This window comes from Pseudomyxococcus flavus (assembly GCF_050038885.1).
In the GTDB taxonomy this organism is placed as follows: domain Bacteria; phylum Myxococcota; class Myxococcia; order Myxococcales; family Myxococcaceae; genus Myxococcus; species Myxococcus flavus.
This window is the reverse complement of sequence record NZ_CP143624.1, coordinates 4,418,648-4,444,847: the sequence shown is the minus strand read 5'-3', so window position 1 is coordinate 4,444,847 and position 26,200 is coordinate 4,418,648. Positions and strand designations below refer to the sequence as shown.

General features: G+C 70.1%; 24 protein-coding genes. 11 read left to right on the top strand and 13 right to left on the bottom strand.

The genetic code is table 11. The features are described 5' to 3' along the window. Positions 1-129: 129 nt before the first annotated feature. The gene (locus tag VZL07_RS18710; protein WP_426756945.1) at positions 130-1,284 is read left to right on the top strand and encodes an esterase/lipase family protein; all 1,155 of its coding nucleotides are present in this window, start codon (positions 130-132) and stop codon (positions 1,282-1,284) included. Here VZL07_RS18710 and VZL07_RS18705 read toward each other — a convergent pair. The 6 genes from VZL07_RS18705 to VZL07_RS18680 form a co-directional block, all read right to left on the bottom strand. After that, a complete protein-coding gene (locus VZL07_RS18705; RefSeq protein ID WP_426756944.1) occupies positions 1,271-1,786 on the bottom strand; it encodes an FmdE family protein in 516 nt (171 codons plus the stop codon). The two genes, VZL07_RS18710 and VZL07_RS18705, sit on opposite strands and share 14 nt — an antisense overlap. A 19-nt stretch (positions 1,787-1,805) precedes the next feature. After that, positions 1,806-2,915, bottom strand: a complete 1,110-nt coding sequence (locus VZL07_RS18700; RefSeq protein WP_426756943.1) for a ferrichrome ABC transporter substrate-binding protein — start codon at positions 2,913-2,915, stop codon at positions 1,806-1,808. 301 nt (positions 2,916-3,216) lie between these two features. Next, positions 3,217-4,233, bottom strand: coding sequence for a hypothetical protein (locus VZL07_RS18695; protein ID WP_426756942.1), 1,017 nt, complete (start codon positions 4,231-4,233; stop codon positions 3,217-3,219). After that, positions 4,233-5,249 (bottom strand): hypothetical protein, encoded by a 1,017-nt coding sequence (locus tag VZL07_RS18690; protein ID WP_426756941.1) that lies wholly within the window; start codon positions 5,247-5,249, stop codon positions 4,233-4,235. The genes VZL07_RS18695 and VZL07_RS18690 overlap by 1 nt, the downstream gene beginning before the upstream one ends. Positions 5,250-5,289: 40 nt before the next feature. Beyond that, complete coding sequence (locus VZL07_RS18685) at positions 5,290-6,546, bottom strand: alpha-xenorhabdolysin family binary toxin subunit A (protein ID WP_426756939.1); 1,257 nt, start codon at positions 6,544-6,546, stop codon at positions 5,290-5,292. Between the two features lie 49 nt (positions 6,547-6,595). After that, positions 6,596-7,870 carry an alpha-xenorhabdolysin family binary toxin subunit A gene (locus tag VZL07_RS18680; RefSeq protein ID WP_426756938.1) on the bottom strand — a complete coding sequence of 425 codons (1,275 nt, stop codon included), beginning with the start codon at positions 7,868-7,870 and terminating at the stop codon, positions 6,596-6,598. A gap of 210 nt (positions 7,871-8,080) precedes the next feature. On the opposite strand from VZL07_RS18680, the gene VZL07_RS18675 reads away from it, so the two are divergent. Continuing rightward, entirely contained in the window at positions 8,081-9,709 is a 1,629-nt protein-coding gene (locus VZL07_RS18675; protein WP_426756937.1) for a sigma 54-interacting transcriptional regulator, read from the top strand. Between the two features lie 83 nt (positions 9,710-9,792). After that, positions 9,793-10,152, top strand: a complete 360-nt coding sequence (locus tag VZL07_RS18670) for a hypothetical protein (RefSeq protein ID WP_426756936.1) — start codon at positions 9,793-9,795, stop codon at positions 10,150-10,152. Here the strand turns inward: VZL07_RS18670 and VZL07_RS18665 are convergent. Together VZL07_RS18665 and VZL07_RS18660 are read right to left on the bottom strand one after the other, a co-directional pair. Beyond that, the gene (locus VZL07_RS18665) at positions 10,149-13,763 is read right to left on the bottom strand and encodes a protein kinase domain-containing protein (RefSeq protein WP_426756935.1); all 3,615 of its coding nucleotides are present in this window, start codon (positions 13,761-13,763) and stop codon (positions 10,149-10,151) included. The two genes, VZL07_RS18670 and VZL07_RS18665, sit on opposite strands and share 4 nt — an antisense overlap. Before the next feature lie 49 nt (positions 13,764-13,812). Next, positions 13,813-14,304, bottom strand: coding sequence for a DUF4442 domain-containing protein (locus tag VZL07_RS18660; RefSeq protein WP_426756934.1), 492 nt, complete (start codon positions 14,302-14,304; stop codon positions 13,813-13,815). Between the two features lie 200 nt (positions 14,305-14,504). On the opposite strand from VZL07_RS18660, the gene dps reads away from it, so the two are divergent. From dps to VZL07_RS18625, 7 genes are all read left to right on the top strand, one after another. Further along, the gene (dps, locus tag VZL07_RS18655) at positions 14,505-15,056 is read left to right on the top strand and encodes a DNA starvation/stationary phase protection protein Dps (protein WP_426756933.1); all 552 of its coding nucleotides are present in this window, start codon (positions 14,505-14,507) and stop codon (positions 15,054-15,056) included. A gap of 123 nt (positions 15,057-15,179) precedes the next feature. Further along, complete coding sequence (locus VZL07_RS18650) at positions 15,180-16,022, top strand: SDR family oxidoreductase (protein WP_426757319.1); 843 nt, start codon at positions 15,180-15,182, stop codon at positions 16,020-16,022. Then, complete coding sequence (locus VZL07_RS18645) at positions 16,019-16,645, top strand: glutathione S-transferase family protein (protein ID WP_426756932.1); 627 nt, start codon at positions 16,019-16,021, stop codon at positions 16,643-16,645. The genes VZL07_RS18650 and VZL07_RS18645 overlap by 4 nt, the downstream gene beginning before the upstream one ends. Before the next feature lie 67 nt (positions 16,646-16,712). Further along, positions 16,713-18,179: a protein adenylyltransferase SelO gene (locus VZL07_RS18640; protein WP_426756931.1), complete on the top strand. Its 1,467-nt coding sequence runs from the start codon at positions 16,713-16,715 to the stop codon at positions 18,177-18,179. Between the two features lie 87 nt (positions 18,180-18,266). After that, a complete protein-coding gene (locus VZL07_RS18635; protein WP_426756929.1) occupies positions 18,267-18,797 on the top strand; it encodes an inorganic diphosphatase in 531 nt (176 codons plus the stop codon). After that, positions 18,798-19,694: a CHAD domain-containing protein gene (locus VZL07_RS18630; RefSeq protein WP_426756928.1), complete on the top strand. Its 897-nt coding sequence runs from the start codon at positions 18,798-18,800 to the stop codon at positions 19,692-19,694. 112 nt (positions 19,695-19,806) lie between these two features. After that, a complete protein-coding gene (locus tag VZL07_RS18625; RefSeq protein ID WP_426756927.1) occupies positions 19,807-20,751 on the top strand; it encodes a hypothetical protein in 945 nt (314 codons plus the stop codon). 60 nt (positions 20,752-20,811) lie between these two features. Here the strand turns inward: VZL07_RS18625 and VZL07_RS18620 are convergent, their stop codons facing one another. The 4 genes from VZL07_RS18620 to VZL07_RS18605 all read right to left on the bottom strand — a co-directional run bounded on the left by VZL07_RS18620 (position 20,812) and on the right by VZL07_RS18605 (position 23,882). Beyond that, complete coding sequence (locus tag VZL07_RS18620) at positions 20,812-21,300, bottom strand: tenascin-X (protein ID WP_426756926.1); 489 nt, start codon at positions 21,298-21,300, stop codon at positions 20,812-20,814. 116 nt (positions 21,301-21,416) lie between these two features. Next, positions 21,417-22,094 (bottom strand): hypothetical protein, encoded by a 678-nt coding sequence (locus VZL07_RS18615; RefSeq protein ID WP_426756925.1) that lies wholly within the window; start codon positions 22,092-22,094, stop codon positions 21,417-21,419. A 91-nt stretch (positions 22,095-22,185) separates the two neighbouring features. Further along, entirely contained in the window at positions 22,186-22,878 is a 693-nt protein-coding gene (locus VZL07_RS18610; protein ID WP_426756924.1) for a DUF2490 domain-containing protein, read from the bottom strand. A gap of 179 nt (positions 22,879-23,057) precedes the next feature. Further along, the gene (locus VZL07_RS18605; RefSeq protein WP_426756923.1) at positions 23,058-23,882 is read right to left on the bottom strand and encodes a hypothetical protein; all 825 of its coding nucleotides are present in this window, start codon (positions 23,880-23,882) and stop codon (positions 23,058-23,060) included. A 168-nt stretch (positions 23,883-24,050) separates the two neighbouring features. Between VZL07_RS18605 and VZL07_RS18600 the strand changes: the two genes are divergently transcribed. After that, positions 24,051-25,307 carry an Hsp70 family protein gene (locus VZL07_RS18600; protein ID WP_426756922.1) on the top strand — a complete coding sequence of 419 codons (1,257 nt, stop codon included), beginning with the start codon at positions 24,051-24,053 and terminating at the stop codon, positions 25,305-25,307. A gap of 21 nt (positions 25,308-25,328) precedes the next feature. On the opposite strand, the gene VZL07_RS18595 is transcribed toward VZL07_RS18600, so the two are convergent. Beyond that, on the bottom strand, positions 25,329-26,198 hold the full coding sequence (locus VZL07_RS18595; protein WP_426756921.1) for a hypothetical protein: 870 nt from the start codon (positions 26,196-26,198) through the stop codon (positions 25,329-25,331). Positions 26,199-26,200: the final 2 nt, after the last annotated feature.

Genomic DNA, 26,200 nt, shown 5'->3' with positions numbered 1-26,200 from the left:
GGCGTCCTTCTGTCGTGACTGGGAGTGGGAATTACCGGTTCTCTGCCTGACGGCCGGCGTGCGTCAACCTCCGAGCGGAGGACGCATTCCCCACCGGTATCATGCGCCGCGTCAGTTATGGTGGAGGCAATGTCCGGCAAGCATCGTGTCTACCTCGTTCCCGGGTTTTTCGGTTTCATCAACCTGGGCGAGCTCATCTACTTCGGCCACGCCCTGGACTATCTGAAGGCGGAGCTGGCCCGCCGGGAGGTGGAGTCCGAGGTCATCATCGTCCTCTCCCACCCCACCGCCTCCATCCGCACGCGCACCGCGGACCTGCTGAAGGCGGTGCAGGAGACGGCGGCCGGCGACGACGGCCCCATCCACCTCATCGGTCACTCCACGGGCGGACTGGACTCGCGGCTGTTCGTCAGCCCGGGCGCGCAGGTGGCGGAGGGCATGGACCTGGAGCCCTTCGCGAAGCGCGTCCGCACGGTGACGACGGTGTCCACGCCCCACGCGGGCACGCCCCTGGCCACCTTCTTCATGGGCCTGTTCGGCCAGCGCCTCCTCAAGCTGCTGTCGCTGTTCACCGTGTACGTGCTGCGCTTCGGCCGGCTGCCGCTGCGCGTGGTGTTCCGCTTCGGACACCTGCTGGCGCGGGCGGATGACCAGCTCGGGTGGAAGCCCACGCTGCTGGACCAGCTCTACGACCAGCTCCTGGGGGACTTCTCCTCCGAGCGGCGCGACGCGGTGTCCAAGTTCCTGAGCGATGTGGGCAACGACACCTCGCTGATTCCGCAGCTCACGCCCGAGGGCATCGACCTGTTCAACGCCAGCACGCTGGACCGGCCCGGCGTGCGCTATGGCTCGGTGGTGACACAGGCGCGGCCGCCGTCGCTGCGCACGCGCATGGCGGCGGGGTTGGACCCCTACGCGCAGCTCACGCACACCATCTACGCGCTGACATACGGGCAGACGCAACGGATGCCGCTCACCGCGTTGCCACTGCACACGCCCGCGCAGACGGCGGCGCTGGTGCAGGCCTACGGCGCGATGCCGGGGCCCACCGCGTGTGACGGCATCGTCCCCACGCGCTCGCAGGTGCACGGCCGGGTGCTGGCGGCGGTGCGCGCGGACCACCTGGACGCGATTGGCCACTTCGACCAGCCCGCGCACCAGCCGCCGCACGTGGACTGGCTCATCTCTGGCTCCGGCTTCCGCAGGCCCCAGTTCGAGGCGACATGGAAGACCATCGTCGACTTCCTGCTGGAGGACGAACAGCCCGTCGTCAAAGCGCCGTGACGACCTCGAAGACCTCGGCGTCCGGGAGCGTCAGCACCTCGGCGCCAGCCTCCGCCAGCTTCTCGCGGGGCACGTCGAGGTAGCGCTGGACGAAGCGTGGCGAGGGACGGAGCGCGAGGGTTTCGCCCGTGTCGCGGTTGCGGAAGCGCGTGACGACGTCCTCCGGTCCGAGCACCTCCACCAGCGAGAGGTTGAGCTTCCCCACGCTGGCGCCGGTGGCCGCCGCCGCGCCGTCCGCGACACAGGCGTACTGCACCTTCTGGGGCGTGTGGTGGATGACCTCCAGCGCGAAGCTGCCCGCGGGCAGCTTGAGCTGCTGAAGCGCGTACACGCCCATGCGGTAGCCCATGACAGCCCAGGGCCCCGCGCCGCCGTGCACCGCGGCCACGCGGGCCAGCGGGTCCGCCTTTGCGGGCGACGGATGATGCGCCGCGGAGCCCGCGCAACCGGTGCCCAGCAGCATGACGAGGGGGAACAGGCTGCACAGTCGGCGCACGGACATGGGCGGCTCCCGGCGTCCGTCAGTAGACGCCAATCAGGTGAATCTGCACGCGCGGATTACCAAGGTACTCCTCCAGCCGCCATCGGCTGCGCATGCCATCGTCCCGGATGCCCAGCCCGCCTCCGGCCTTCGGCGCCTCCGCGCTGGCGAGCGCCTCCCGGAGCTGCGACACGGCCCAGGAATCGAACTTCGGATCCCCGGAGCCTTCCAGCACCTTGAGGTCGAGCAGCTTCCCATCGCGGGCCTGCCAGACCTCCACGATGGCCGCGAGCGCGAGCACCGGCGTCGTCACGTCCACCATGTACATGTTGGCCGCGCGTCCCGCCTCGACCGCAGCTTGCATGCGATTGCGCTGTTCCAGCCGGTGGTCCCGCGGCTCGGCGACGATGGGGCTGCCTGTCTTTCCGAACCGGCCAATGGCATCCACCTGCTCGCGCTTCATCCGCGCGCCCAGGACCTTCAGGTCTGGGGGTGGTGGGTTCAGCAGCTTCTTCGCGAAGCCTTCCCGCAGCTTCGCGAAATAGGGATGCGTGGCACCGCTCGATGCGCGAGCCGCCGCGGCCGAGTCCTGGGCCCAGCCGTCCACACGCTCGCGGACCACCTCCGCCTCGCGGGCCGCCAGTGCCTTCGGGTCCGGGGCCTCGCCGGGCACATTGCGAATGGTCCGCCCCGTCGACGGTGGACCGCTGCGGAGGAAGCCACCGCCCAGCAGGCCCTGCGGCTCCAGGTTCGGCCGAGCCTGTGGAGCGTCCCGCGGGACGTCCTGGGCCAGGGCTGGCGGTGGCGCGCCAGTGCCCGCCCCGCTCGCGGGGGCATCCGGCGAGGAGGGCGCCTGCTGTGAAGGCGTGGCCGGGGCCTGCGTCGCTGGCGCGCGCGGGCGCTCCGCATGCCTCGGTGGGTCCTCCTTCTTCGTGGGGGACCGCGGGCGATTCTCGGGTGGCGGTGCGTCGCGCGGCTCCGGGGAAACGGGTGGAGGCGTGACGTCCTGGTAGACGATGTCCATCTCGACGACGCGGGGACGCGCGCTCCGGCTGGTATCGGATGGGCTCCCCGACAGCGCCGCGAAGAGCGCTGCATGCAGGAGCCCCGACACCAGGAGCATGAGAATCAGTTGAGCGCGCCGCGACACGGCGGGCAGCTTGCCTCGACACGCCACCGCAGTGAAGCCACGCGGGAGCGCGATGTTCCGTGACGACTCCTGCCTGCCCGGTGGACGCAGTCGCCCTCCACAACTTGCACGTTAATCCGGCTTCCTCGGAGGACAGGCAGGCCCTGGAGTCCCTACAAGCGGTCGCTGGCGCGATGCCTCGAACCTTCAGGCTTCCGTTCATCTGCAAGGTGTATAAGGAGCCTCTTCGCAGCAGGGCGCGCACGACCGCCGAGCGACAGGGCTCCGCCCGTACGCGCTCCCCCCAGAAGCGCCCCAGGCCCTACCGGGCCGCGGTGGCCTTGGCCTTGGCCTGCGTATGGGCCGCGGCGAGCGCCTCCCACTGCTGCTTCGCGGCGGACAGATGCAACTGCTCCAGGAAGCTCCCGAGCTTGTCGTTGCTGGCCGCCTGCACCAGCTCGATGACGGATTTCAGGTCCGTCCTGGAGCTGATGACCGTGCCCAGCAGCATCGCCAGGCCCTGCTCGGCCGAGCGGCTGCTCGCGTCCATCCGCTGGAAGGCCGCCTTGATTTCCTGGGTCGAGCGCGTGAATTCGCTCCGGATGCTGGCGAACTGTGCGGGCACTCCTTCCTGGCAGCGACTGGAGCGGGTGGCCTCGGTCAGTCGGGCCAGCTCCGCCGTCACCGCCGCGTCCGTCCCGGCAATGGCCTGTTGAATAACATCGCGGTAGGAGCTCTGCTGCTGGAGCGACACACTCAGCGCCTGGATGCCCGCCTGAAGCTGCTCCTCGCTCCGACTCAGGCCTTCCGACAGCCGTTGCAAGGCCCGGGTGACGTCCTGGCGCTGTGTGTCGGTCGGGCCCTGGCCCTGCTTGATGGCCTGCTGGACCGCCAGCACCCGGTCCGCAGTGGCGGCGAACTCGGCGCTGAACGCGGGCAGGCCGTCAATCCACGCCTGGGTGGGTGCATAGCGCTTCGTCAACGCGCTGGCACCGCTCTCGGCTTGCGCCACCACGCGGTCCAATTGCTCACGCGGACCGCTGAAATCGACCCGCTGCGACCACGCCTGCGACGCTTGCCGGAAGCAGATGCCCAGGAACTCGCTGGCGCACCAACTGCACGCGCTGGACACGGTGTAGGGCCCAAGCGGTTTCTGAATCACCCTGCGCAGGTTGTGCACCTCGCCCTGGAACAGGGCGAGCTGTGCGATGGCCTCCTGTAATTCGGCCCGGGAGCGCTGAGCGGCGGCCCGCCCCGGCAGCAGACCGCAAGCCAGCATCACGCTCGCGATGAGCCCCGGGACGACACGCATTCGGCTGCGCGTGTTCAGACCTTTCATCAGGCGTTCTCCATCCGCGCGAGGTGCGGAGAAGCGTCATCGTTCAGGGCAGCGAGCAAGAACGCCCTGGCGGCGCGGCCCAACGCCTCCCACTGTGCCGCGGCGTCGGGCAGCTCCAGTGCCTTGGCCACCCAGGCCGTGTCGGCCAGCTGGGCCTGCGTGGCGTCGGCGGCCAGTTGCTGAATCCCAGAGCCGAAACGGGACCACGCCGCTCTCGACTTCTCCAGGAACTCCGTCAGGTCGTCCACGGCGGCCTCGAGCCAGGCACCGTCGCGGAGAATGGCCTCGAGGGCACTGAGCTGCTCCCGCAGGCGCTCGGATTCCGCCTGCCGGGAGGCCAGCTCCGCCTGCAACTGCTGCGTTGTGCGGAGCAACTGCTGCTTCTTGCCCCCACGGAAGACGCCGAGCTTCGCGCTCTGCTGGGTCAGGTCCTGGATGCGCGCCTGCAAGCCCCCGCTCTGCTCCTGCAACTGCTGCAACGCCAGGGCGGCGTCCTGACACACGCGCTCCAGCTCACGGTTGGCGTCGAGCATGGCGGGCTTGAACTCCTTCACCGCCACGAGCAGGGGCCCCATCTGTCCCCGGGTGCGCTCCGCCAGACTGCCCAGCCGCCGCAGACCTTGCCTCGCCTCGTCCGCGGAGGGGGCCTGGCTCAACTGGCCCTGGAGGGACGTCACGGTGGTGGCCGCCGCATGCACGTGTGCGAGCCACCAGGTGAGCCCGCCATAGAGGGTGGGCGGTGGCGACTCGGAGGAGAGCGCATCCGGCCGCGCGCCCACCCACTGGCGCACCTGCGCGGCGGAGCCGAAGCGCTGAGCCTCGGCCCTCATCGCCTCCGACGCGCGGTGCCACGCTGGCGAGCCGCTGACGAAAGAGCGCGGCAAGCCTTCAATCCTCCCGAGATAGGACGTGAGGTGCGCCCAGGCCCGGGTCTCGAAAGCCAGCCTTTCACTGGCGTCGCCCGGCATCAGGGCCGCATGGGGCACCGCCAGATTGAATCCCGCGCGTCGGTCCATGGTGTTTCCTCTCTTTCGCGGCGGAGGGAGGGACGAGTGCTCAGGCGGCCTCGCGCTGGGGCGCGCTCTCCGGCATGACGTCACCGAAGGCCAGGCTGGTGTAGTCAACCAGCGACCCCACGGTGAACTGCCTGGCGCTGTCGCCCACCGACTTCCACGAGTCGACCGCGAGCTGGGCCTTGGCCTTGACCAGGAAGGGCAGCGTGCCGACGTTGCCCGCGTTGACGCTGTTGTGGATGGCCAGCATGTCCGAGTTCATCTGCACCCAGACGCCCTGGAGGGTCTGCAGGTTCTTGAGGAACTTGCCCATCGCCGGGCCCACCCGCTGCATCTGGGTGTCGAAGCCACCCAGGTCGGCGCGCAGCAGCTGCTTCTTCTTCCGCTCCGCCTCTTCCGTGGCGAGCATCTCGCAGTACCCGTTGTACTCCTCCCGGCACTGGGCCGCCTTGATGCCCAGCCCCACGCCGGAGGCGATCGCCGCCGCGCCGCCCACCAGCAGCGAGAGACCGCCGGTGAAGGGCGCGAGCAGCCCGCCGAGCAGCACGCAGCCAACCGAGGTCGCCACCGCTGCGATGGTGAAGTCGCGCCAGGCCTTGTAGGCCGCGTCGCGTGACTTCTCCAGGTCGGCGATCTTCTGCGCCAGCGCGCCGAGGGTGCTGTTGAGCTCCGCCATCATCTTCGACGAGCCCCGGGTGAAGGCCTGCAGCTTCTCGTTGTACTCATTCATCTTCTGCTCGAAGACGCCGAGCTTCTTGATGAGCACCCCGACCTCGTCCGACATCTGCTTGGAGAGCGGGATGGGGCCCAGGGTCTGGTCGAACAGGTAGGCCTTGAGGTTGGCGACCTGCTCCTGCGGGGGCAGGCCGCTCAGCCCGTCCAGCACGCTGGTGTAGCCGCTGACGAGCTTGCCGGCCGTCTCGTTCACCCGCTGCCCCAGCCACACCGTGTGGGTATAGATTTCGCTGGGTGGCTCCGGGGTGGCGAGCAGGTTGGGGTTGGCGATGAGCGCCGCGCGCAAGGCCTTGGGGTCGCCGAACTCGGTCGAGGCCTCCTTCACCTTCTTCATCGCACCAATGCAGTCGGTGATGGTCGCCGAGCCGCCGACCTTGCCGTACTTCTGCTCGAAGTCGCCCTGGGTGATGGGCATCTCGGAGGCGGCGCCGACATACGCCTGCAGCTCCAGCCAACTGTCACTGAACAGGGCGAACTGCGACTTCTGCCCGGAGTTGGGATTGGCTGGAGTCGTCAGCCCGGAACCGGCCGCGATGGAAGGGAATGCATGCGTCGAGCTGTTCATGGTCTCTCTCTCCTGTGAATGAACGTCGATGAGGTCGTTCGAGCGGCCCTCAGGCCGCGCGCTCCGCCGCGAAGTGCCGCAGCCAGTCGGCGTCGTCCTGCGGCAGGGCGGCACCGAACGCGAGCACGTCCGCGTCGATGAGCGAGCCCGACACGAAGCGCCTGAGCGAGTCGTCGAGCGTGTTCCAGTGGCCGCTCGTGGCGTTCATCTCCTGCTCCCGGAGCCACGCGCTGGTGCTCAGGGTGCCGGTGCTGAGGTCGTTGACCCGGGCCGTGAGCTCGCGAATCGAGCCGGCCCAGGCATCCCGGACGACAGCGAGCTGGTCAATCACCCCGCTCGAGGCAGGCAGTGAGAACTTCATCAGGGCGTCGAGCGCGCCCAGGTCGGTGCGGTAGGCCACCCGCTTGCCCATGAACGCACTCTGCTGCTCCACCTGGCTGACCAGGTTCTCGTAGTCGGAGCGCGCGACGCCGGCCGCCGCCCCCAGCGCGGCCGCGGACGCGGCCACCGCGGCGCCCGTCACGGCCGAGCCCACGGCAAACGCGGCGCCGCCGGTCGGCACGGCGAGAATCACCATGGCGACGATGCCGATGATGCCAATCCCAGCCGGCACCACGCATGCGGAGATGGTCAGGTCCCGCCACCGCTGGTACGCCTCGTCGCGCGACTTCTCGAGCCGGGCGATGCCGAGCTTCAGCTCGCCAATCTCCTTGTCCAGGTTGACGCGGGTCTTCGACGAGCGGTCGGTGTAGATGCGCATCTGCGCCTGCGCCTCTTCGAGCTCACGCTCGATCTGCTCGAACTCGCCAATCAGCTCATTGAGCCGTTTGACAGTCTGATGCATCTTGTCGATGACCTGTCCTTGCCCGAGGAACAGCGTCTTGATGCCGGTGACGGCATCCGCCGGCGACTCCCTCTTCGCCAGGGAGGGGAGGAGCTTGAACGTGTTGGCCAGCTCACTCGCGTTCTGCTGGGCGCGCTGCAGGGTCCAGACGGTGGCGGAGAACGCGTCGTTCCTGGGCCGCGTCGCGCTACCGAGGAAGTTGGGATTCGCCACGAGGCTGGCGCGCAGCCGCTTCGGGCTGCCATAGCGCGAAGCCGTCTCGCGCAGCCTGTACATGGCGTCGAAGACCTCCTTCATCGTCGAGCCCGACGAGGCGTCGCCGTAGCGCGTCTCGTACTCGCTGACGTCGGAGGGTAGCGCCAGCACCGCCTGGACATGGGTCTGCAATTCGAGCCACTCACTCGAGGCCAGGATGAAACGTTGGGCTTCCTGACTGGGACCCGCCTTCACGAGCGCGGCGGATGGAATGAAGAGAGTCATGACCGTTCCTCGAACGCTTTCACGGGAGTGCGTGGGTGGTCGGCGCCCTGACAGGGGCCATGGCGCCGCGAGGCAATGCGTGAGCACGCGACGTGCCAGACGCTTCCGCCGACGCGGCCCCCGTGGTGGCCTCTCGCGATACGAGGCGCCGGCGGGCGGCCGACATATCGGCGGGTGCCGCCGGCATATCGGGCGTAGAGTGAGCCAGGTATGCGCACGAAGGACCCTGACGTGATGCGAGAGAAGGCGTCAGCGGACGTCACCACCGCGGACGGCCCTGTCCGGCGTGGGCCGGAGCGACGCGCCGAACGCATCCCGGCGCTGACCCTGTTCGCGCACCCCAGGCCCCATCGGGTCGGTGAGCGATTCTTGATGGAGGCGCTCGCGGACGGACGGGAGGTGGCCCTTTCCCGCAATGCCCCGGACTTCACGCGGCCAGGAGAGGGATTCGGTAACCCCCTCGCGGACCCCTTCCTGAGCCGCAAGCCGCTGCGGTTCATCCCAGGGCCAGAGGGACGCATCCTGCTGGACCCCGGAGAGGGCAGTCAGGTCATCGCGTCGGGTGAGCCGCTCCAGGGCGTCCGGGAGCTCAGCGCCGGAGAGGTCTCCGACGGCGTCGCATTGGAGCTGGGCGGGCGCGTGGGCCTGGTGCTGCACCTGGCGGAGCCAGGAGGCGACGGCGCGCTGGCCGCGCTCGAAATGGTGGGGACGAGCCTCGGCCTCCAGCGCGTGCGCCAGCGCATCGTGCAGGTGGCGGACCTCGGCGTCCCGGTGCTCATCCGCGGTGAGACGGGGGCGGGCAAGGAGTTGATTGCACGGGCCATTCACGAGCACAGCGTCAGGCGGCAGCGGCCCTTCCTCAGCGTGAACCTGGGCGCCATCCCCAGGGAACTGGCGGCGGCGGAGCTGTTCGGCGCGCGCAAGGGCGCCTTCACCGGTGCCGTGAGAGATCAAAAAGGCGTCTTTCTCGCCGCCGACGGAGGGACGCTGTTCCTGGACGAGGTGGGCGAGGCGCCCCCCGAGGTGCAGGTGATGCTCCTGCGAGTCCTGGAGACGGGAGAGTTCTTCCCGGTGGGCTCACACGGGCCGGTGAAGGTGGACGTCCGGCTGCTCGCGGCCACGGACGCGCAGTTGGAGGCGCAAATCGAGGAGGGGCGGTTCAAGGCACCGCTGCTGCACCGGCTCGCCGGGTATGTGATTCACGTCCCACCCCTGAGGGAACGGCGGGAGGATATCGGGTTGCTCTTCCACCACTTCGCCCGGGAGGAGCTGACCGCGCTCGGCGCCGAGCACCGCCTCCTGGCGGGGGATGCCTCCGCGGAGCCGTGGCTGCCAGTGGGGCTGGCCTCGAAGCTGGTGAGGTACGCGTGGCCGGGCAACATCCGGCAGTTGCGCAACGTGACGCGGCGGCTCGTCATCGACAACCGGGACCAGCCCAGCCTGCGGCTCGACGCCGAGCTCGAACGGGAGCTGGCCACACCGCCCTCCTCGACGTCAGGCCCGCCCTCGCCTCCTCCCGCCGCGTCCGCCGCCCCGGGGGTGAAGCGCCGCAAGGCCTCCGACATCACCGAGGCCGAGCTGGTCGCGGCGCTCCGGGAGTGCGCCTGGGACCTGAACCCCACCGCCGACCGGCTCGGCATCGCGCGGGCCTCTCTCTACGACTTGCTTCAACGCCACCCGAACATCCGCACCGCGGGCCGGCTGAGCGAGGAGGAGATTTCCCGCTGCCATCAGGAATGCCGGGGGGACCTGGAGGCCATGGCGCGGCGGCTCGAGGTTTCCCGAAAGGCGCTCGCGCGCCGGGTAAGGGAGCTGGGCTTGGGCGTGAATGAGCGCTGACCTGCCTGAGGGTGGCATACGCGTTGCTATGTCATTGGATATCCTGACCACGTGTATCGCTTACACGCAGAGGTGAAGGTCCCATGACCACGAAACAGACAAGCGCCGAGGCGGCGCCCAAGTCCCAATACACCATCCAGTGCGCCCGAACCGGGTTCAAGCCCAGCAAGCTGACAGTCAGTCCTGGAGATACGGTGGAGTTCCTGGGGAATCCCCAGCTGGAACAGCACGTGCGTGTCCTGAAGGCAGGCATCGCGGACCACACGCTCTTCGGCACGGATGACTTCCTCGTCCCGAATGACGACAAGCACAGGGGTCTCGTGTTGACGGTCTCCATGCTCGCGGAGCGCACGACATACACCATCGTCCTCAAGAACAGGCGCGTCTCCCTCGAACCCATGAACGGGACCATCACCGTCAACCGAGGGACCCATTCCCGCTAGGGCGGGGTGCCCAGGAGTGCCTTCGCGCCTTCGCGTTGAAGGTGGGGATTGGCCGCGACGGCGCCCGAGATTTCGTCCCGCCCCTGGCGGCGCAAGGACACCTGCTCCTCGGGGCGGCTCGCCGCCTCGGCGCGCAGCAACAGCAACTGGCCTCGGAGGAGGCGCGCCTCTGGCCACCCGGGCCGCTGCGCCAGCGCGGCCTCCACGTCCCGGAGCCCCTGTTCCACCATGGCGTCGGGAGCCTCGCCGCGCGCCTTGCGCCAGACGGCCCACTCCCGATGAAAGCGGCCGGATGCCAGCCACGCCGCTTCCCGCTCGGGAGCCAGTTCCAGGGACTTCTGGAAGGCGCGCGCGGCCTCCTCGAAGTCTTCACTCCGGCCACGCCCCCTGCGGGCCTGCCAGCGAGCCCGCAGGGCCCGGACCTCGCCCTCCCATTGCCAGCCTTCCGCCTTGCCACCACTCCGCGCCGACGCCTGGGCGAGCGCGTCCGAGGCACCGGTGAGCGCCGGCAGCGGGTCCCTCCGCAGCGCGAAGGCCGCTTCCGCCAGCAACGCGTGGGCCCGGGCCAGGTTGTTCCAGGGTTGGGCGAAGTCGGGGAGCCGCTCGATGGCCTGGCGTGACGACGCCATCGCCGCGCGAAGGCTCGCGTCCGGCGCTTCACCAAGCACCCGCTGGTAGACCGCGCGCTGGAGCCACACCTCGCTGATGTTGTGGTACGCGAAGCCTTGCTGCGGGGCCGCGGCGATGGCCCGCTCCAGGGTCGCCTGGGCTTCTTCGAGCAGCGCGGCCGGCGCCTCGCCCCGCGCCCAGGCCTCCTTCGCCTGTTCGAGCAGCACCAGTCCCGCGCCATTGAGCAACTGCGGGAGCTGCGGGTTGATGGCACTGCCCTGCCGGTACTGCTCCAGGGCCCGGGCAAGGCTGGGCCGGGCGTCCTCGCCACGAGCGCGGTTCCGCCTGGCCGCGAGCTCCTCGACCTGGGCCCGGAAGAAGTAGGAGGCCACGTGCCTGGGATTCAGCGCGCGCGCCTTGTCGAGCGCGTCCCGAGCCCGTGCCAGGTCCGCGTCCGGTGCCCTGCTCCTGGGATGGGTGGCACGGCTGAGATATGCGCTGCCCAGGTTGATCCACGCGTCGGGCAGTCGCGCGTCGAGCCGGGTCGCCGACAAATAGGCCGCCAGGGCCTGGTCGAGGTGGGGCAGCGGGTCCTCGCCACGCTGCTGCTCGTAGGCGGCCCAGGTTCCGAAGAGGAGGCCCAGGTTGAGCTGGAGCTCGTAGTCCCGGTCCTCCGGAGGAACGTGCTCGAACTCCGCGCTGGCCAGGCGCAGCATCTCGCGCGGGTCCTGGTTGCGCTGCTGAAGGTACTGGCCCCAGGTCCAGAAGCACCGGCCCAGCTGCACCCGGGCCTGTGTCGACGTGGGGGCCAGGCTCAGCGCGGCCCGCGCGGCGTCAACGGCCCTGCGCAGCATCTCCCCAGCGTCCTCGCCGAGGTACATCTGCTCCTCCGCCATGCGGCGGTGGAAACCCGACTCCAGCATCCGGGCCTCGGCGGAGTCCGGGAACGTCTGGAGCGCGCGCGCCACCGCCTCCGTTCCCCGCTTGAAGGGCGGGAGAATGTCCCCCTGGCCATACAGCTCCATCAGCAGCACGTCGAACTCGAGCTCCGCCAGCGCCAGGTGCAGGCGGGGGACGCTCTCGGCGACGTCGATCGCCGCGACATAGGCCTGACGGCCGCGCTCGAAGTCCGCGTGCGCGCCGTCCCGGTCTCCCTGGCTCCAGCGCCGGCTGGCGCGGGTCCGGAGGATGTCTCCGCGGAGCTGGAGCGCCTCGTGGAACCAGGCGCGCGCCGGGCCCATGGCGTCCAGCCGGGCCAGCGCATCATCGAGCCGGTCCTCGTAGAAGGCGATGAGGGCGGCCAGGTACTCGGGAGAGGACACGTTCGCGCCCTCGCTCTGACGCAGATACTCCAGCGCCGGGTCCCGGTAGGCGCGGCGCAGCTCGGCCAGGCGGGCCTCCCGCCGCTCGGGAGTCCGCAGGCGCTCCGCCTCACGAAGCCCGTCCTGGTACAGATGCCCCAGCACGAGGGCCAGCGCCCAGGCGGTGCGCGGTGCGCGGAAGCCGCTCGCCCACGCCGCCTCCAGGTGCTTCCGCGCGGCCGCGTCCTCCCCCAGCGCGAGGAAGCCATGCCCCAGCGCATCGTGTCCCGGCCCCACCGCGAGCGCGCCCGCCTCGCCGATTTCCGCCTCCAAGGCGGCCATGGCCTCCCGGATTTCCTGACGGTCGGCGCGCGTGTCATGAATCCGCGAGAGCGCGGAGTAGCGGGCCAGGGCCTCGAGGTGGTTGGCCTTCTCGGTGAACCGGCGGACCAACTGCTCGCGCCGGGAGGACTGGCGGGAGGTGTAGCTGGCCCAGCCCACCGCCAGCGAGACAGCGACGAGCGCCCCTCCGGCAACGCTCACGACAACGCGGTGCTTGCGCGCCTTCTTTCGCAGCCGATACCCCAGCCCCGCGGGGCGCGCCCGCACCGGCTCCCCGCCGAGGAAGCGGTCCAGGTCCTCCACGAGCGCGCGCGGCGAGTCGTAACGGGCCGAGCGCTCCTTCTCGAGGCACTTGAGCACGATGGCCTCGAGGTCCAACGGAATGTGCGGCTCCCACTCACGGGGCGGACGAGGCTCCACGGTGGCGATGCGGCTGAGCACCTCCAGCGCATTGTCGCCTGGGATGGGGTAGTGGCCGGTCAGCAGGTGGTAGAGCGTGGCTCCCAGGCTGTAGACGTCCGCGCGGCGGTCCAGACGGCGCACCTCTCCGCGAGCCTGCTCGGGCGCCATGTAGTGCGGGGTGCCCGCCATCGCGCCGGTGGCGGTGGCGTCCAGCGCAGCCCAGTCACGCGCGAGCCCGAAGTCCATGACGTAGGGCTTGAGGCGCCCATCCTCGGCGCGCTCGACGAGGATGTTGGAAGGTTTGATGTCGCGGTGGATGAGCCCCGCGCGGTGGGCGGCCTGGACCCCCTCCGCGGCGTCGCGCAACAGCACCACCTTCTGCTCGACGCCAAGCGAGTCGATGAAGCCGTTTAGCGGCTGGCCATCGATGAACTGCATGGCGATGTACGGGCGGCCTTCGACCTCCCCAACCTCATACACCTGGCAGACGCGCTCGTGGTCGACCCGGGCCTGGGCGCGGGCCTCGAGGAGCGAGCGGCGGAAGACGGCGCCGTTGTCGCTGCGGACGAACTTGAGCGCCACGTTGCGGTGCAGGCGCAAATCCCGGGCGAGGAAGACCTGGCCCATGCCGCCCTGCCCGAGGAAGCGGATGCCCTGGTAGCGCTCCCAGCCGGGCACGGGGAAGGCGGGGACCTCCGGGGTGTGGACCTCCGAAGTGGATGAGCGTTCCAGCGTCGCCGCCCCCTCCGACTCGGGGCGGCCCTGATGTGCCACCTCCGCGGCGATTCGCCTGAGCGAGGCGAGCGTCTCCTCGGAGAGCGCACGCCGGCGCGCGAGCAGCGACAGGGGGCTTTGCCGTTGACGCCGAGCCTCCTCGCGCAGGGCGTCGACATTCGCCGCGTCGATGAGCCCCTCGGCCACGGCGATGTGCAGTTCCGCTTCGTGCTCTGGGCTCATTCGCCTGCGATTAACCCATCCCGCGATGGGCGCGCACAACACCGCGCCCTCATGCCTTCTTCATCACCGCCAGGAAGCGGGCGTCCGCGATGTGGGTGCCCTCGAAGTCCTCCAGCCGAACGGGAATCCACTCGCGGGCCTTGTCCCCCTTCTGCCGGAGCGCGGCGTCCAGCGTGGTGAACACCTCGGGGGACGGCTCGCAGATGGCGCGCACGCCGCCCTTGGCCTTCGCGTGGAAGGACACCTGGAGCTCGTTGACCAGCGCCAGGTAGCGGCCCGGCGGGAAGCGGCGGAAGAGCCACAGGCCCATCGTCAGCTCCATCACCGTCACCTGCACGCCCAGGTACACGCTCTTCACGTGGTTGCGCGTGCGCCGCTTCAGCGGCACCGACGCCTGCGCCCGGGCATCCGAGGCGTCCTCCACCCGGATGCCCATCACCGCCGACAGCGGGATGATGTTCTTCACCGCCACCGTCAGCAGCGCATTGGCCGCCGCCGGGGACACCTGACGCAGCCGTTCCACGAGGTCGAGTGCAAGCATGGCCTCGCATCGTACCGCCCGTGAGGCGGGCCGCGGCGCCTCCAATTCGCCTCCGGGGCCGGAACTGTCAGCCGGACCGGCCCCACCCAGGCAGCCCCTCCGCCTCCGCCCGCCCGCCTGCCCTCCAGGCGTCATGCGCGGACTGGCATTCCCGGAAGGAATCCCCACCTTGGAATGACCTTCTGGAGGAACGGCGCACCATGAACTTTCCAAGCCATGTGAATCTCCCCACCGACGCACGTGAGGAGCTCATCGATTCACTCAACACCCTGCTGGCGGATGCCATCGACCTGCACTGGCAAATCAAGCAAGCGCACTGGAACATCCGCGGCCGGCACTTCTACAGCCGGCACGAGCTGTTCGACGACCTGGCCAAGCACGTCCGCAAGCACGCCGATGATTTCGCCGAGCGCGCCGGCACGCTCGGCGGCTACGCCGAGGGCACCATCCGCCTGGCGGCCAAGAACAGCGAGCTGCCCGAGTACGACCTCAAGGCCGTGGACGGTGACGACCACCTCAAGGCCCTGGTGGAGCGCTTCACCCGCTACGCCGCCAGCATCCGCAACTGCATCCACCGCTCGGACGAGCTGAACGACCCCGTCACCTCGGACCTGCTCACCCAGACGCTGGGCGAGGTCGAGCTGGACCTGTGGTTCCTGGAGAGCCACCTGCACGGCGAGCCTCGGGCGGGCGCCCGCCGCGGGGGGGATGTCCGGGCCGAGGGCGTCGCCGCCAGCCCCTCCAACGCCTGAACGAAGCGTTGACCACCGGAAGGCCCCCGCGCGCCTGCTCAAGAGCGAGCGCGCGGGCGGGCTCCAGCGTATAGAAGGCGTCCTCTCGACGACGGAGGACGCCTTTTGACTTCACAGACGCGCATGGACGGGAAGGTGTGCCTCATCACCGGGGCCACCGGCGGTATCGGGCTGGAGACGGCCAAGGCGCTCGCGCGCATGGGCGCCACGGTGGTCCTGGTGGGCCGGGACCCGGGCCGCACCGAGGCGGCGGTCACCGCCGTGAAGGAAGCCGCGCCGGACGCCCATGTGGACAGGCTCCGCGCCGACCTCACGTCCCTGAAGTCCGTGCGTGAGCTGGCACAGGCCTTCCGCTCCCGCTACTCGCGGCTGGACGTGCTGCTGAACAACGCGGGCCTCATCATCGACCGGCGGCAGGTGACCGAGGACGGGCTGGAGGCCACCATGGCCACCAACCACTTCGCGCCCTTCCTCCTGACGAACCTGCTGCTGGACGTGATGAAGGCCACCGGCCCGGCGCGCATCATCAACGTGTCGTCCGATGCCCACGTCGCCGCCAGGCTCGACTTCGACGACCTGCAGAGCGAGAAGCGCTACATTGGCTTCCAGGTGTACGGCACGTCGAAGCTGGCCAACATCCTGTTCACCCGCGCGCTGGCGAAGCGGCTGCAAGGCACGCAGGTGACGGCCAACGCCGTACACCCCGGCATGGTGCGCACGGGCTTCGGCCACAACACCGTGGGATTCTTCCGCCACATCGTCAAGCTGGGCGCGGCGTTCATGATTTCGGCGGAGAAGGGCGCGCGGACGTCCGTCTATCTGGCGTCCTCGCCCGAAGTAGAGGCAGTGTCCGGGCAGTACTTCTACAAATGCCGTCCGAAGAAGCCGTCGTCCGCCGCGCGGAACGACGCCCTCGCGGAGCGGCTCTGGCAGGTGAGCGAGCAGCTCACGGGAGTCAAGGGATGATCGACCTGTACACGTTCGCGACGCCCAACGGGCAGAAGGTATCCATCGCCCTGGAGGAGCTGGGCCTCCAGTACAAGACGCATGTGGTGGACATCACCCAAGGCGAGCAGTTCAAGCCCGAGTTCCTGGCCATCAATCCCAACAACAAGATTCCGGCCATCGTCGACCACGCCACGCAGGACCACCGCCCGCTCACCGTCTTCGAGTCGGGCGCCATCCTCATCTACCTGGCGGAGAAGACGGGCAAGCTCCTGCCCACCAACGCGCGAGGCCGGGCGGAGGTGCTGCAGTGGCTGATGTTCCAGATGGGCGGCGTGGGCCCCATGTTCGGCCAGCTCAACCACTTCGCCCGCTTCGCCTCCAAGAAGGTCCCCTACGGCATCGAGCGCTACCACGCCGAGTCCCAGCGGCTGGTGGGCGTGCTCGACGGAAAGCTGGGCACGGGCGACTACGTGGCGGGCCGCTACTCCATCGCGGACATCGCCCTGTACCCCTGGGTGGCGAGCACCCGCGCCCACTTCCCCGAGCTCTTCCGGGGCCGGAGCAGTGTCGTGCAGTGGCTCCACCGCGTGGGCAGCCGGCCCGCCGTGGAGCGCGGCATGAAGGTCCCCGAGCTCAAGTAGTCCCACGCCGTCCCCCGGGGGCGCGGTGGCTGGATGGCCGCCGTGCCCCCGCGTGTTTCTCCCCACCATGGCCACTCTCGAACAGCTCCGCTTCGACAACACCTACGCCCGCCTGCCCGCCGGGTTTGGCGCGCGCGTCCAGCCCAGCCCCTTCCCGGACGCGAAGCTGGTGAGCGTCAACCCGGCCGCCCTGGCGCTCCTGGACCTGGCGCCCGAAGAGGCGCGGCGGCCGGAGTTCGTCGAGGCCCTTGGAGGCGCCCGGCCCCTGCCGGGCATGGAGCCCTTCGCCATGGTGTACGCGGGGCACCAGTTCGGCGTGTACGTGCCCCGGCTGGGCGACGGGCGCGCCCTGCTGCTGGGCGAGGTCCGCAACGCGGCCGGCGAGAAGTGGGATTTGCACCTCAAGGGCGGCGGCCCCACGCCCTTCTCGCGCGGCGGGGATGGGCGCGCGGTGCTGCGCTCCACCATCCGCGAGTACCTGTGCGGCGAGGCCATGCACGGCCTGGGCATCCCCACCACGCGGGGCCTGGGCATCCTCGGCAGCCAGGAGCCCGTGTACCGCGAGGCGGTGGAGACAGGCGCGATGCTGGTGCGGATGGCGCCGTCCCATGTGCGCTTCGGCACCTTCGAGTTCTTCCACTACACCGAGCAGACCGGGCACGTGGCCACGCTGGCGGACCACGTCATCACCGCGCACTTCCCGCACCTCGCGGGCCAGGAGGGGCGCCATGCGCGCTTCTACGCGGAGGTCGTGGAGCGCACCGCGCGGCTGATTGCGCAGTGGCAGGCGGTGGGCTTCGCGCACGGGGTGATGAACACGGACAACATGTCCATCCTCGGCCTCACGCTGGACTACGGGCCGTTCGGCTTCATGGACGACTTCGAGCCGGGCTTCATCTGCAACCACTCCGATGACCGGGGCCGCTATGCCTTCGACCAGCAGCCGCGCATCGGCTTGTGGAACCTGGCCTGCCTGGGTGAGGCGCTGCTCACGCTCATCACCGAGGACGAGGCCCGCGCGGCCCTGGGCACCTACCAGCCCGCGTTCAACGCGCACTTCATGGACCTGATGCGCGCGAAGCTCGGCCTGCGGGACGCGCGCGACGAGGACCGCGAGCTGGTGAGCGGCCTGTTCACGTGTCTGGCCGAGGCGCACGTGGACTACACGCGCTTCTTCCGCGCGCTCGGCGCGTTCTCCTCGCGGGACGCGGCGGCGCCGGGGCCCGCGCGGGAGCTGTTCGCCGCGCCCGCGGGCTTCGACGCCTGGGCGGAGCGCTACCGGACGCGGCTGGCCGCCGAGGGCAGCGAGGACGCCGAGCGCCACGCACGCATGGCGCGGGTGAATCCCAAGTACGTGCTGCGCAACTGGGTGGCCCAGGAGGCCATCTCGCGCGCCGAGGCCGGAGACTTCTCGCTCGTGGACCGGCTGCTGGGCGTGCTGGCGGACCCCTTCGCCGAGCACCCCGACGCGGAGGCCTACGCGGCCGCGCCCCCCGCCTGGGGCCGTCACCTGGCGGTGAGCTGCAGCTCCTGACTGCCCCCAGCCCGAAGGGTTGAGGAGACAAAGCTTCCGCCATGACACGCTTGCCGGATGCCAGGGCAGGCCCAACCTTGACGGTCTATGGCGACGGACCTCACCCGGTTGCCCCTGCGAGGGAAGCAAGGCGCCTTTCACGTCATCGTCGAGTCTCCCCGAGGCTCCACGGTGAAGCTCAAGTACGACACGACGCTGAAGGCCTTCACGCTCTCCCGGCCCCTCACCCGGGGGCTGCGCTACCCCTTCGACTGGGGCTTCATCCCCTCCACCCAGGGCCCCGACGGGGACCCGCTGGATGCCATGGTGTACTGGGACGACGCGAGCTGGCCCGGCGTGGTGCTGCCGTGCCGCGCGCTCGGCGTGCTCCAGGTGGACCAGAAGCAGCGCGGCGGCGGTCGCGAGCGCAATGACCGCATCCTCGCGGTCCCCGTCACACCGTCCCGCGCGGGGCACCTGACGGACATCCATCAACTCCCACAGCGCGAGCGCGAGGAGCTGGAGCACTTCTTCCTCGCCACCGTGCACTTCGAGGACAAGGACGCGCGCATCCTGGGCTGGGCGGGGCCCGAAGGCGCCGAGCGGATGCTGCGTCAATATGCCCTCACGGAGGAATAGATGGCCCAACCCACGCCCATCCGGGGGCTCGGCCCCGATAGCCGGCTGGGAGACGCCGCGCGCCGCATCCTCGCGGGCCGGCTCGCGGACGTCCGCAAGCCCGAGGCCGGCTTCCAGGACGCCGTGGACGACGAGTCCGTCCACGACATGCGCGTGGCCACCCGGCGCCTCCGCGCGGCGCTGAAGATCTTCCGCCCGCTGGGCGGCATGAAGAAGCTGGAGCGCGACGTGAAGCGCATCCAGGACGCGCTGGGCAGCGTGCGCGACGTGCACGTCCAGTCCGCGTGGCTGGAGAACGTGGCCCGGAAGGCGAGCAGGAAGCCCCAGGTGCGCGCCGGCATCCAGTCGCTGCGCAAGAAGCGGCTGGCCGAGCTGGAGGCGCACGAGGCCCGCCTCCACGCCGAGCTGGAGCGCTGGGTGGACAAGACGGTGCCGCGACTGCTGCGCAAGCTGGACGCGCTCGACGACCCGCACCGCTTCGGAGGCCGCCGCGTCAGGGACGGCCTGCGCCAGCGCCTGCGGCGCGTGCAGAAGCGCATCGACACCTATCTGGACGCGGGTGACGCCACCTCCGCCCACGAGCTGCGCAAGGAGCTGAAGCGGCTGCGCTACGAGCTGGAAATCTTCCAGCCCGCCTTCCGCCGCACCCTGGACGCGCTGCTCGAGGTCCTCGTTCCCCTCCAGGACGGCCTGGGCGAGCTCCATGACGCCGACGTGCGCCTGGAGCTGTTCGAGCGGCTGGCCGCGGAGTCGTCGCCCCGCGAACGCAAGTCCGCCCGGGCCCTGCTGCCCCTCGTCCGGGAGGAGCGCACGAAGCGCGCGGCGGAGATTGCCCGCGAGGTCCAGCGCTGGCGCACCGAGGAGATTCCCCGGCGCCTGCGCCGCATGCTGACCTGACGCCCGCGCCCTCCGTCCCTCGATACGGCATTCGCATTCGAAACGCATTGCCATTCGCGACCGGTTCGGGTTGAAACGGCAAAGACTCTCTTTGCCTCCCGTACTCCCGCGCATGACTTCGACACGCACGCCTCCGACCTTCGTCCACGCACTGCTGTTGAGCCTGCTCTTCGCCCCTGGAGCCGCACGTGCCTGGGTGCCTTCCTCCGTCGCCTGCGCGGCGACGGCGACCCCGGACCCGGAACAGGACAGTGATTGCGACGGCCTGCCGGACCACCTGGAAGACGCGAACCAGAACGGCCGCGTGGACCTTGGCGAGACGGACCCGCACAAGCGGGACACCGATGGCGACGGCGCCAGCGACATGACGGAGTACCTGGCGGGCACGGACGCCAACCGCGATGCCTTCCTCTCCTTCCCCGAGCCCATGGTCTTCGACCTGGTGCGCGGCCTGGACTCGGAGCGCGGCGAGCTGGAGTTCAACGCCCTGCTGCGGCTCCGGCCCCGAAGTGAAGGGATGCTGCTCCAGTACGCCCCGGAGATGGAGTACGCCTTCGGCGACGGCATGGCCGCGGAGCTCGAGCTGCCCATGGAGAACGAGCGGGTGGCGGCCCTGAAGTCCGCGTTGCAGTTCACCTTCCACGTCGACCCCCACCGCCGCTGGGCCCATGGCATCCAGGTGCTGGCGGAAGCGAAGCTGCGGGAGAAGGAGACCGAGCTGGCGCTGCTGCACATCGGCAAGGTGCGCGCCGGCGAGCGGGTGAGCCTGATCTCCATCTCTGGCGTGCAGGGGGTCCATGCGCGGCAGAGCGGTGACGTGCATGCCGTGGGGCTCGTCAACCTGAGCGCCTTCTACGCGGTGGCGCAGCAGGTCATCGTCGGCGTGGAGACCAACCTGCGGCTCGACGACGCGCTCGCGTTCGACTGGCTGGTGATGCCCCAGGCGCACGTGCAGCTCAACCACCATGCACGGATGCAGGTGGGCCTGGGCGCCGCGAAGGGCGGACCGAGCGGAGTGGAGCCCATGCTGTCCACCCGCTTCATCATCGAGATGTAACCAGGCGGCACGAACCGCGCCCTGCCTGAGTCCGGGGCGCGGTCCAGCCTGGGGAAGCGACTACGGGTCCTGCGGCACCTGCGGGCACGTCGGGCCCGTGCAGATGGGGCCGCAGTCCGCGCACCAGCCCATCTCATGCACGTCGCAGAGGCCGTCGCCACACGACAGGCTTCCGCAGTCCGAGGGGCAGCTCCACTGCGTCTCGCTGCCATTGCAGAGGCCGTCGCCACACCACGTCACGACGCCGCAGTCCGACGGGCAGCTCCACTGATTCTCTCCACCGCTGCAGAGGCCGTCGCCACAGAAGGGCAGCGGGGTGCAGTCCTCCGCGCAGGTGTGGATGGATTCACCGTTGGCGCTGTCGCAGAAGCCGTCACCGCAGATGTAGGCGCACGGGTTGCAATTCCAAGGGCCCACGCCTCCGCAGGGACATTCCACGAGCGACGCTTCGTCCTGCGCCAGCGTCTCCGACGCCATGTCCACGTTGCCGCACGCGGCGAACAGACCGAGCGACAACCCAGCCAACATCACCACCAGACGTGTCTTCACCGGGGGACTCCTGGTTCGAGGGACCCCCGGTGATATCACAGCCGGTTTAATCAGCTAAAACGCCCTACCCCGCCCACCACGCCCAGGCGGATGCCCAGGCATGGCGGGCCTGTGTGTTACGGCCAGGTCGGATCCGGGTCCGGGTCGAGGATGGGGCAAAGCGGCCCGGTGCAGCAGTCCTGGGCGCACGTCTGCGCCGTCTCGCCGCCATTGCAGATGCCGTCGCCGCAGAAGGTGAGGATGAGGCCACAGTCCTGCCGGCACGAGCGGGGCGTCTCCAGGCCGTTGCAGACGCCGTCGCCGCAGTGGGAGCCACAATCGTCGAAGCAGGTCGCGGTCGACTCCGAGCCGTTGCAGACACCGTCGCCGCACCAGGTGGTGGCGCCGCAATCTCCCGGGCAGCTCGCGGACGTCTCATTGCCGTTGCAGATGCCGTCGCCACACCAGGTGAGGACGGGGTAGCAGTCCAGCGGGCAGCTGTCGTGCGTCTCGTTGCCGTTGCAGATACCGTCGCCGCAGCGAGGGAGGGTGAGGCCGCAGTCCTGCGGGCACGAGCGGGGCGTCTCACTTCCGCCGCAGATGCCGTCGCCGCAGAACGAGAGCAAGGAACAGTCCCAGGGACAGTTGTCGCTGTTCTCCCCGTTGCGGGTGTCACAGATGCCGTCGCCACAGAGGTAGCGGCCCAGCTCGGCCTCGCCCTCCGCGAGCAACTCGGCCTCCGACTCCACGGGTCCGCAAGCGGCGAACAACCCCAGCGACAAGCCAGCCAACAGGGCGACGAAACGAGACTTCAAGTGTGCCTCCTTGGAAAGAGGCCGCGCATGTCATCGCATCCCGAATGAACAGACAAGTAACGCAATTCGCTACACGCTGTAGCGTAATCCGTTACATGTAACTGAAGGGCATGGAGATGGAGAGCGTGTGGATGAGCTGCTCGGTCTCCGCGTAGGGCCGGCGGGTGAAGACGTTGAGGTAGCCCACCTCCACGGAGGAGTGGTCTCCGAACTTCCAGCCCGCGCCCACGAACACGCGGTTCATGTCGAAGCCCGCGCTGGGTCCGCCCTCCACCGAGTTGAGGTGGTAGAAGACCTCGTCCCAGACAATCAGCGACAACCGCCCGTCGGCCGCCACCGGATGTGCCCCGCGGAGCATGACGCGCGCCCGGTGCGAGACGTCCGTCGTTCCGGGCAGGAAGCGCTGCTCCAGGCGCGCGCGGAGCGTACCGCTCACCGACCCGAGCTTGGGCGTGTAGAGGTACTGCTGGAAGAGTCGGCTCTCCCCCTGTCGCAGGGCCGGGTCGCCATCCCAGACCCAGAGGGGAATCCAGCCCTGCCCCAGCCACAGGGACATGTCCCGGGCGACTCGCACGCCGCCCGCGGCGCGGAGGATGGCGCGGGCGTCGTCCTTGCCGAAGCGCGGCTGGGCCTCCAGGTAGTAGAGGAAGTGGTCCCCGATGCCGCCCTGCGCCGTCACGGTGTACCAGAGCTGGGCTTCGGCGCGGACAGGGCGGGCCTCCACGGACCCGACAGGGACAACGAGCAGCAGACCGATGAGAGGAAGCAGTGTCTCCGAGCGCATGGTGTGCATGCCTAGAGCATGCCCCGCGCACCGGCTCAACCCGTTTGGAAACGCGAACGACGCATGGGCGACGCATTCACGGGCGCTCGCGCGCGGAGGCCGGATACTTCACTCCCAGCGCACCCGGTGAGGACCGGGTGCCGCGCGCCGCCGGCCCCCTCCCGCCTTCATCGCGCGCGTCACTGCGTCGGCTGCGCGCCCGGCGTGGACTCGCCGCTCTCCGGCGCCGCCGGGGCCGTGGGCTGCACCTGCGAGGTCGCCTCGATGCGCACCGCCTGCGGCTCGCCGCTCTGCTCGTCGGTCCGGTACGAGGCCCGCACCTGGCTCCCCTCCTGGATGTCACCCGCGCTCGCCTGCCGCCCGTCCACCGTCACCTGCGTCTGGGGCGAGACCTGCAACCGGAGCTGTGGCTCTCCCTGTGCGCTGAGCAGCACCTCCTGCGCGTTGGCGCTCAGGACCTCTCCGATGACCTGCTGCTCCGCCCCCTGCTGCTGCGCGCCCTGCTGAGGCTGCGCCTGGGGCGCCGGGGCCACCGCCACCGGTTGCTGTGACTGCTGGCGGAGCTGCTCGGACTGCTGTTGGGCCTGCGCGTCCTGCTGGGCCAGCTCCGCGCTCTGGCGGCGCTGGGCCTCCAGCGCACCCGCCTGGGCCTGCTGCGCCTCCTGCTGGGCCTGCTGCGTCTGCTGCTGGGCATTCTGCTGGGCCTGCTGCGCCTGCTGTGCGGTCTGCTGCGCCTTCGCCTGGGCCTCCTGGAACTCCCGCTGCTTGTCCTGGAGCTCCTGCTGGGCGCTGGCGGCCTGCTTCTGCTGGTCGCTCGCCTGCTCCTGGGCCCGGCGGGCGGCGTCGAACGCATCCTCCGAGCGCTGCTGCGCCTGCGAGACCTGGTCATTCGCGGTGGACTGCCCGCTTGCCTGTTCCTGCGTACCGCGGTCGCGCTCCTGGCACGCCGTGCCCAGCGCCAGCGCCGCGGCGCCCGCCATCAACCACCCCGCCTGGAATCTCATGTGGAAGCCTCCCATCGTCATTCATGTGACAGGGGAAAGATGGCGAGCGGCCGCCTTGCGCCAACCCGTGTCCGCTCCAGGCGTCCGCCTCCCAGGCCGCCCACCTCCGGTCGTTGGTGCACGAAGCGCTATCCATGGGCGGGCTTTGGCGATAAGGGGCGCCCCCCCATGCGTGCGTGCGGACTCGATTTCGGAACCAGCAACACCGCCGCGGCCCTGCCCGACGGCACGGTGCTGTCCCTGCAACCCCATACCCAGGAGGCGCGCCTCTTCCGCTCCGTCCTCTTCTTCCCGGACGACGAGCAGAACATCTACGCCGGCGCGGACGCCATCCACCGGTACCTGGAAGACAACACCGGGCGCTTCATCCAGTCCGTGAAGTCCTTCCTCCACTCCACCTCCTTCCGCGCCACCCAGGTGAAGGGGCGCACGTACACCATCGAAGAGCTGGTGGCCGTGCTGCTGCGGCGCGTGCGGGACGCCGCCGCGGGCACCATGGGCGGCGCGCCCGAGGCCGTGGTGCTCGGCCGTCCCGCCGTCTTCACGCCGGACCCGGAGGCGGATGCCCTGGCCCAGCAGCGCCTCTTGCGCGCCGCCCAGCTCGCGGGCTTCCAGCACGTCCAGTTCCTCATCGAGCCCATCGCCGCCGCGCTCGCCTACGAGGCCCAGCTCACCCGCGACGAGCTCGTGCTGGTGGCGGACTTCGGCGCCGGCACCACCGACCTCACCCTCATGCGCCTGGGCCCCAGCCGCCGGGGCAACCCGGACCGGCGCCAGGACGTGGTGGGCTCCACGGGCGTGCGCATCGGCGGTGACCGCTTCGACGCCGAAATCATGCGCCACAAGCTGCTGCCCCGCTTCGGCGCCGGCTCCACCTACCGGGTGCGCGGCTTCAGCGACAAGCGGCTGCCCATTCCCCAGCACATCCTGGCCAAGCTGCTCACCTGGCACGAGATGTCCTTCATCCGGGAGAAGTCCACCCAGGAGCTGCTGGAGACCATGCTCGACACCAGCGACCGCAAGGCCGAAATCCAGGCCCTGTACGACCTGGTCATGGACAACCTGGGCTACCGCCTCTTCCGCGCCATCGAGGCGGCCAAGGTGCGCCTGTCCAAGGAGGACGTGGCCACGGTGGACTTCGAGGAGGCCCGCATCCACCTCCACGAGCCCATCACCCGCGAGGAGTTCGACACCTTCAGCCGGCCCCTGCTGGACGAGCTGGACCAGTGCACCGCCAGCCTGCTGGAGAAGCACGCGGAGGCGAAGGACATCGACGCGGTGTTCCTCACCGGCGGCTCCTCGCAGATTCCCGCGGTGCGCCAGCTCTACGTGCGCCGCTTCGGCGAGGCGCGCGTGCGCACGGCGGACGCCTTCACCTCCGTGGCCGAGGGCCTCGGGCGCGCGGCGGCGCACCTGTCCGTCTGAGCCGGACGTCCGGGACGGGGCCTATGGGCCCACGTCCACGGTGCGGCTCAGCCACCCCACCCCGCCCCGTCCATCGCGCGCCACCACCCAGAAGGTGACGCGCTCGGGCACCGCGGGCGTGTCGTACGCCGACGTCGGGTCGCCTGGCCGGCCCTCCACGGGCTCCTGCGAGCGGAACTCCTTCACCTCGCCGTCGCCGGTGGCGAACCAGCTGAAGAAGACCTGCTCCGCGCGCGGGCCCTCGTCCGTCTCGTACACCTCGACGCTGCCCTCGGCGAGCACCGGCGTGAAGGTCACCTCGCGCGCCACCGGCAGCGAGCCTGCGAGCGGCGCGCCCTCCCACAGGATGTCCGTCACCACCGGGTTCTGGTTGGGCGAGGCGGTGGCCCGCAGCGTCACCCGGCGCACGCCGCGCTCCGTTCCTTCCGGCGTGCCGCTGCCGTCCGTGGCCTCGTAGCCGATGAAGAGCGGAAGGCCCTGGGCCAGCGCCGCGCGCAGCGCCGGGTCCTCCGGGTCCAGCGTCGCGCCGCCGCCCGGGTTGGCGGCCTCCAGCGCCTCCAGCAGCACGGCCTGCACGTTCGCGTCCTCGAGCGACAGCTCGCCGCCTGGCAGCGGGACGCCGTTCTCCCCCGGGCACCGTCCGTCGTAGGGGTTGCCGGTGAAGCGGCACAGCGCATAGCTCACGGTGACGGGACGCGCGTCCGGCGTCACCGCGAGCGCGTTGAACGTCATGGGCCCGGGCAGCGTGGAGGCGTCCGGCTCCACCACCAGCTCGGCGGGCTCCGCCTGGATGGCCAGGACACGCACGCGCCGGATTTCGCTCTGCAGCTCGAAGTCGGGACCGCAGCCGGCGAGCACCAGCGCCACGAGCGCGGAGAGGATGGGACGCATGC

Excerpts from the sequence above, each read along its gene's own strand:
- VZL07_RS18710 (WP_426756945.1), top strand. The coding sequence starts at position 130 with ATGTCCGGCAAGCATCGTGTCTACCTCGTTCCCGGGTTTTTCGGTTTC.
- VZL07_RS18705 (WP_426756944.1), bottom strand. The coding sequence starts at position 1,786 with ATGTCCGTGCGCCGACTGTGCAGCCTGTTCCCCCTCGTCATGCTGCTG.
- VZL07_RS18695 (WP_426756942.1), bottom strand. The coding sequence starts at position 4,233 with ATGAAAGGTCTGAACACGCGCAGCCGAATGCGTGTCGTCCCGGGGCTC.
- VZL07_RS18690 (WP_426756941.1), bottom strand. The coding sequence starts at position 5,249 with ATGGACCGACGCGCGGGATTCAATCTGGCGGTGCCCCATGCGGCCCTG.
- VZL07_RS18685 (WP_426756939.1), bottom strand. The coding sequence starts at position 6,546 with ATGAACAGCTCGACGCATGCATTCCCTTCCATCGCGGCCGGTTCCGGG.
- VZL07_RS18680 (WP_426756938.1), bottom strand. The coding sequence starts at position 7,870 with ATGACTCTCTTCATTCCATCCGCCGCGCTCGTGAAGGCGGGTCCCAGT.
- VZL07_RS18675 (WP_426756937.1), top strand. The coding sequence starts at position 8,081 with ATGCGCACGAAGGACCCTGACGTGATGCGAGAGAAGGCGTCAGCGGAC.
- VZL07_RS18670 (WP_426756936.1), top strand. The coding sequence starts at position 9,793 with ATGACCACGAAACAGACAAGCGCCGAGGCGGCGCCCAAGTCCCAATAC.
- VZL07_RS18665 (WP_426756935.1), bottom strand. The coding sequence starts at position 13,763 with ATGAGCCCAGAGCACGAAGCGGAACTGCACATCGCCGTGGCCGAGGGG.
- VZL07_RS18660 (WP_426756934.1), bottom strand. The coding sequence starts at position 14,304 with ATGCTTGCACTCGACCTCGTGGAACGGCTGCGTCAGGTGTCCCCGGCG.
- dps (WP_426756933.1), top strand. The coding sequence starts at position 14,505 with ATGAACTTTCCAAGCCATGTGAATCTCCCCACCGACGCACGTGAGGAG.
- VZL07_RS18650 (WP_426757319.1), top strand. The coding sequence starts at position 15,180 with ATGGACGGGAAGGTGTGCCTCATCACCGGGGCCACCGGCGGTATCGGG.
- VZL07_RS18645 (WP_426756932.1), top strand. The coding sequence starts at position 16,019 with ATGATCGACCTGTACACGTTCGCGACGCCCAACGGGCAGAAGGTATCC.
- VZL07_RS18640 (WP_426756931.1), top strand. The coding sequence starts at position 16,713 with ATGGCCACTCTCGAACAGCTCCGCTTCGACAACACCTACGCCCGCCTG.
- VZL07_RS18635 (WP_426756929.1), top strand. The coding sequence starts at position 18,267 with ATGGCGACGGACCTCACCCGGTTGCCCCTGCGAGGGAAGCAAGGCGCC.
- VZL07_RS18630 (WP_426756928.1), top strand. The coding sequence starts at position 18,798 with ATGGCCCAACCCACGCCCATCCGGGGGCTCGGCCCCGATAGCCGGCTG.
- VZL07_RS18625 (WP_426756927.1), top strand. The coding sequence starts at position 19,807 with ATGACTTCGACACGCACGCCTCCGACCTTCGTCCACGCACTGCTGTTG.
- VZL07_RS18610 (WP_426756924.1), bottom strand. The coding sequence starts at position 22,878 with ATGCGCTCGGAGACACTGCTTCCTCTCATCGGTCTGCTGCTCGTTGTC.
- VZL07_RS18605 (WP_426756923.1), bottom strand. The coding sequence starts at position 23,882 with ATGAGATTCCAGGCGGGGTGGTTGATGGCGGGCGCCGCGGCGCTGGCG.
- VZL07_RS18600 (WP_426756922.1), top strand. The coding sequence starts at position 24,051 with ATGCGTGCGTGCGGACTCGATTTCGGAACCAGCAACACCGCCGCGGCC.
- VZL07_RS18595 (WP_426756921.1), bottom strand. The coding sequence starts at position 26,198 with ATGCGTCCCATCCTCTCCGCGCTCGTGGCGCTGGTGCTCGCCGGCTGC.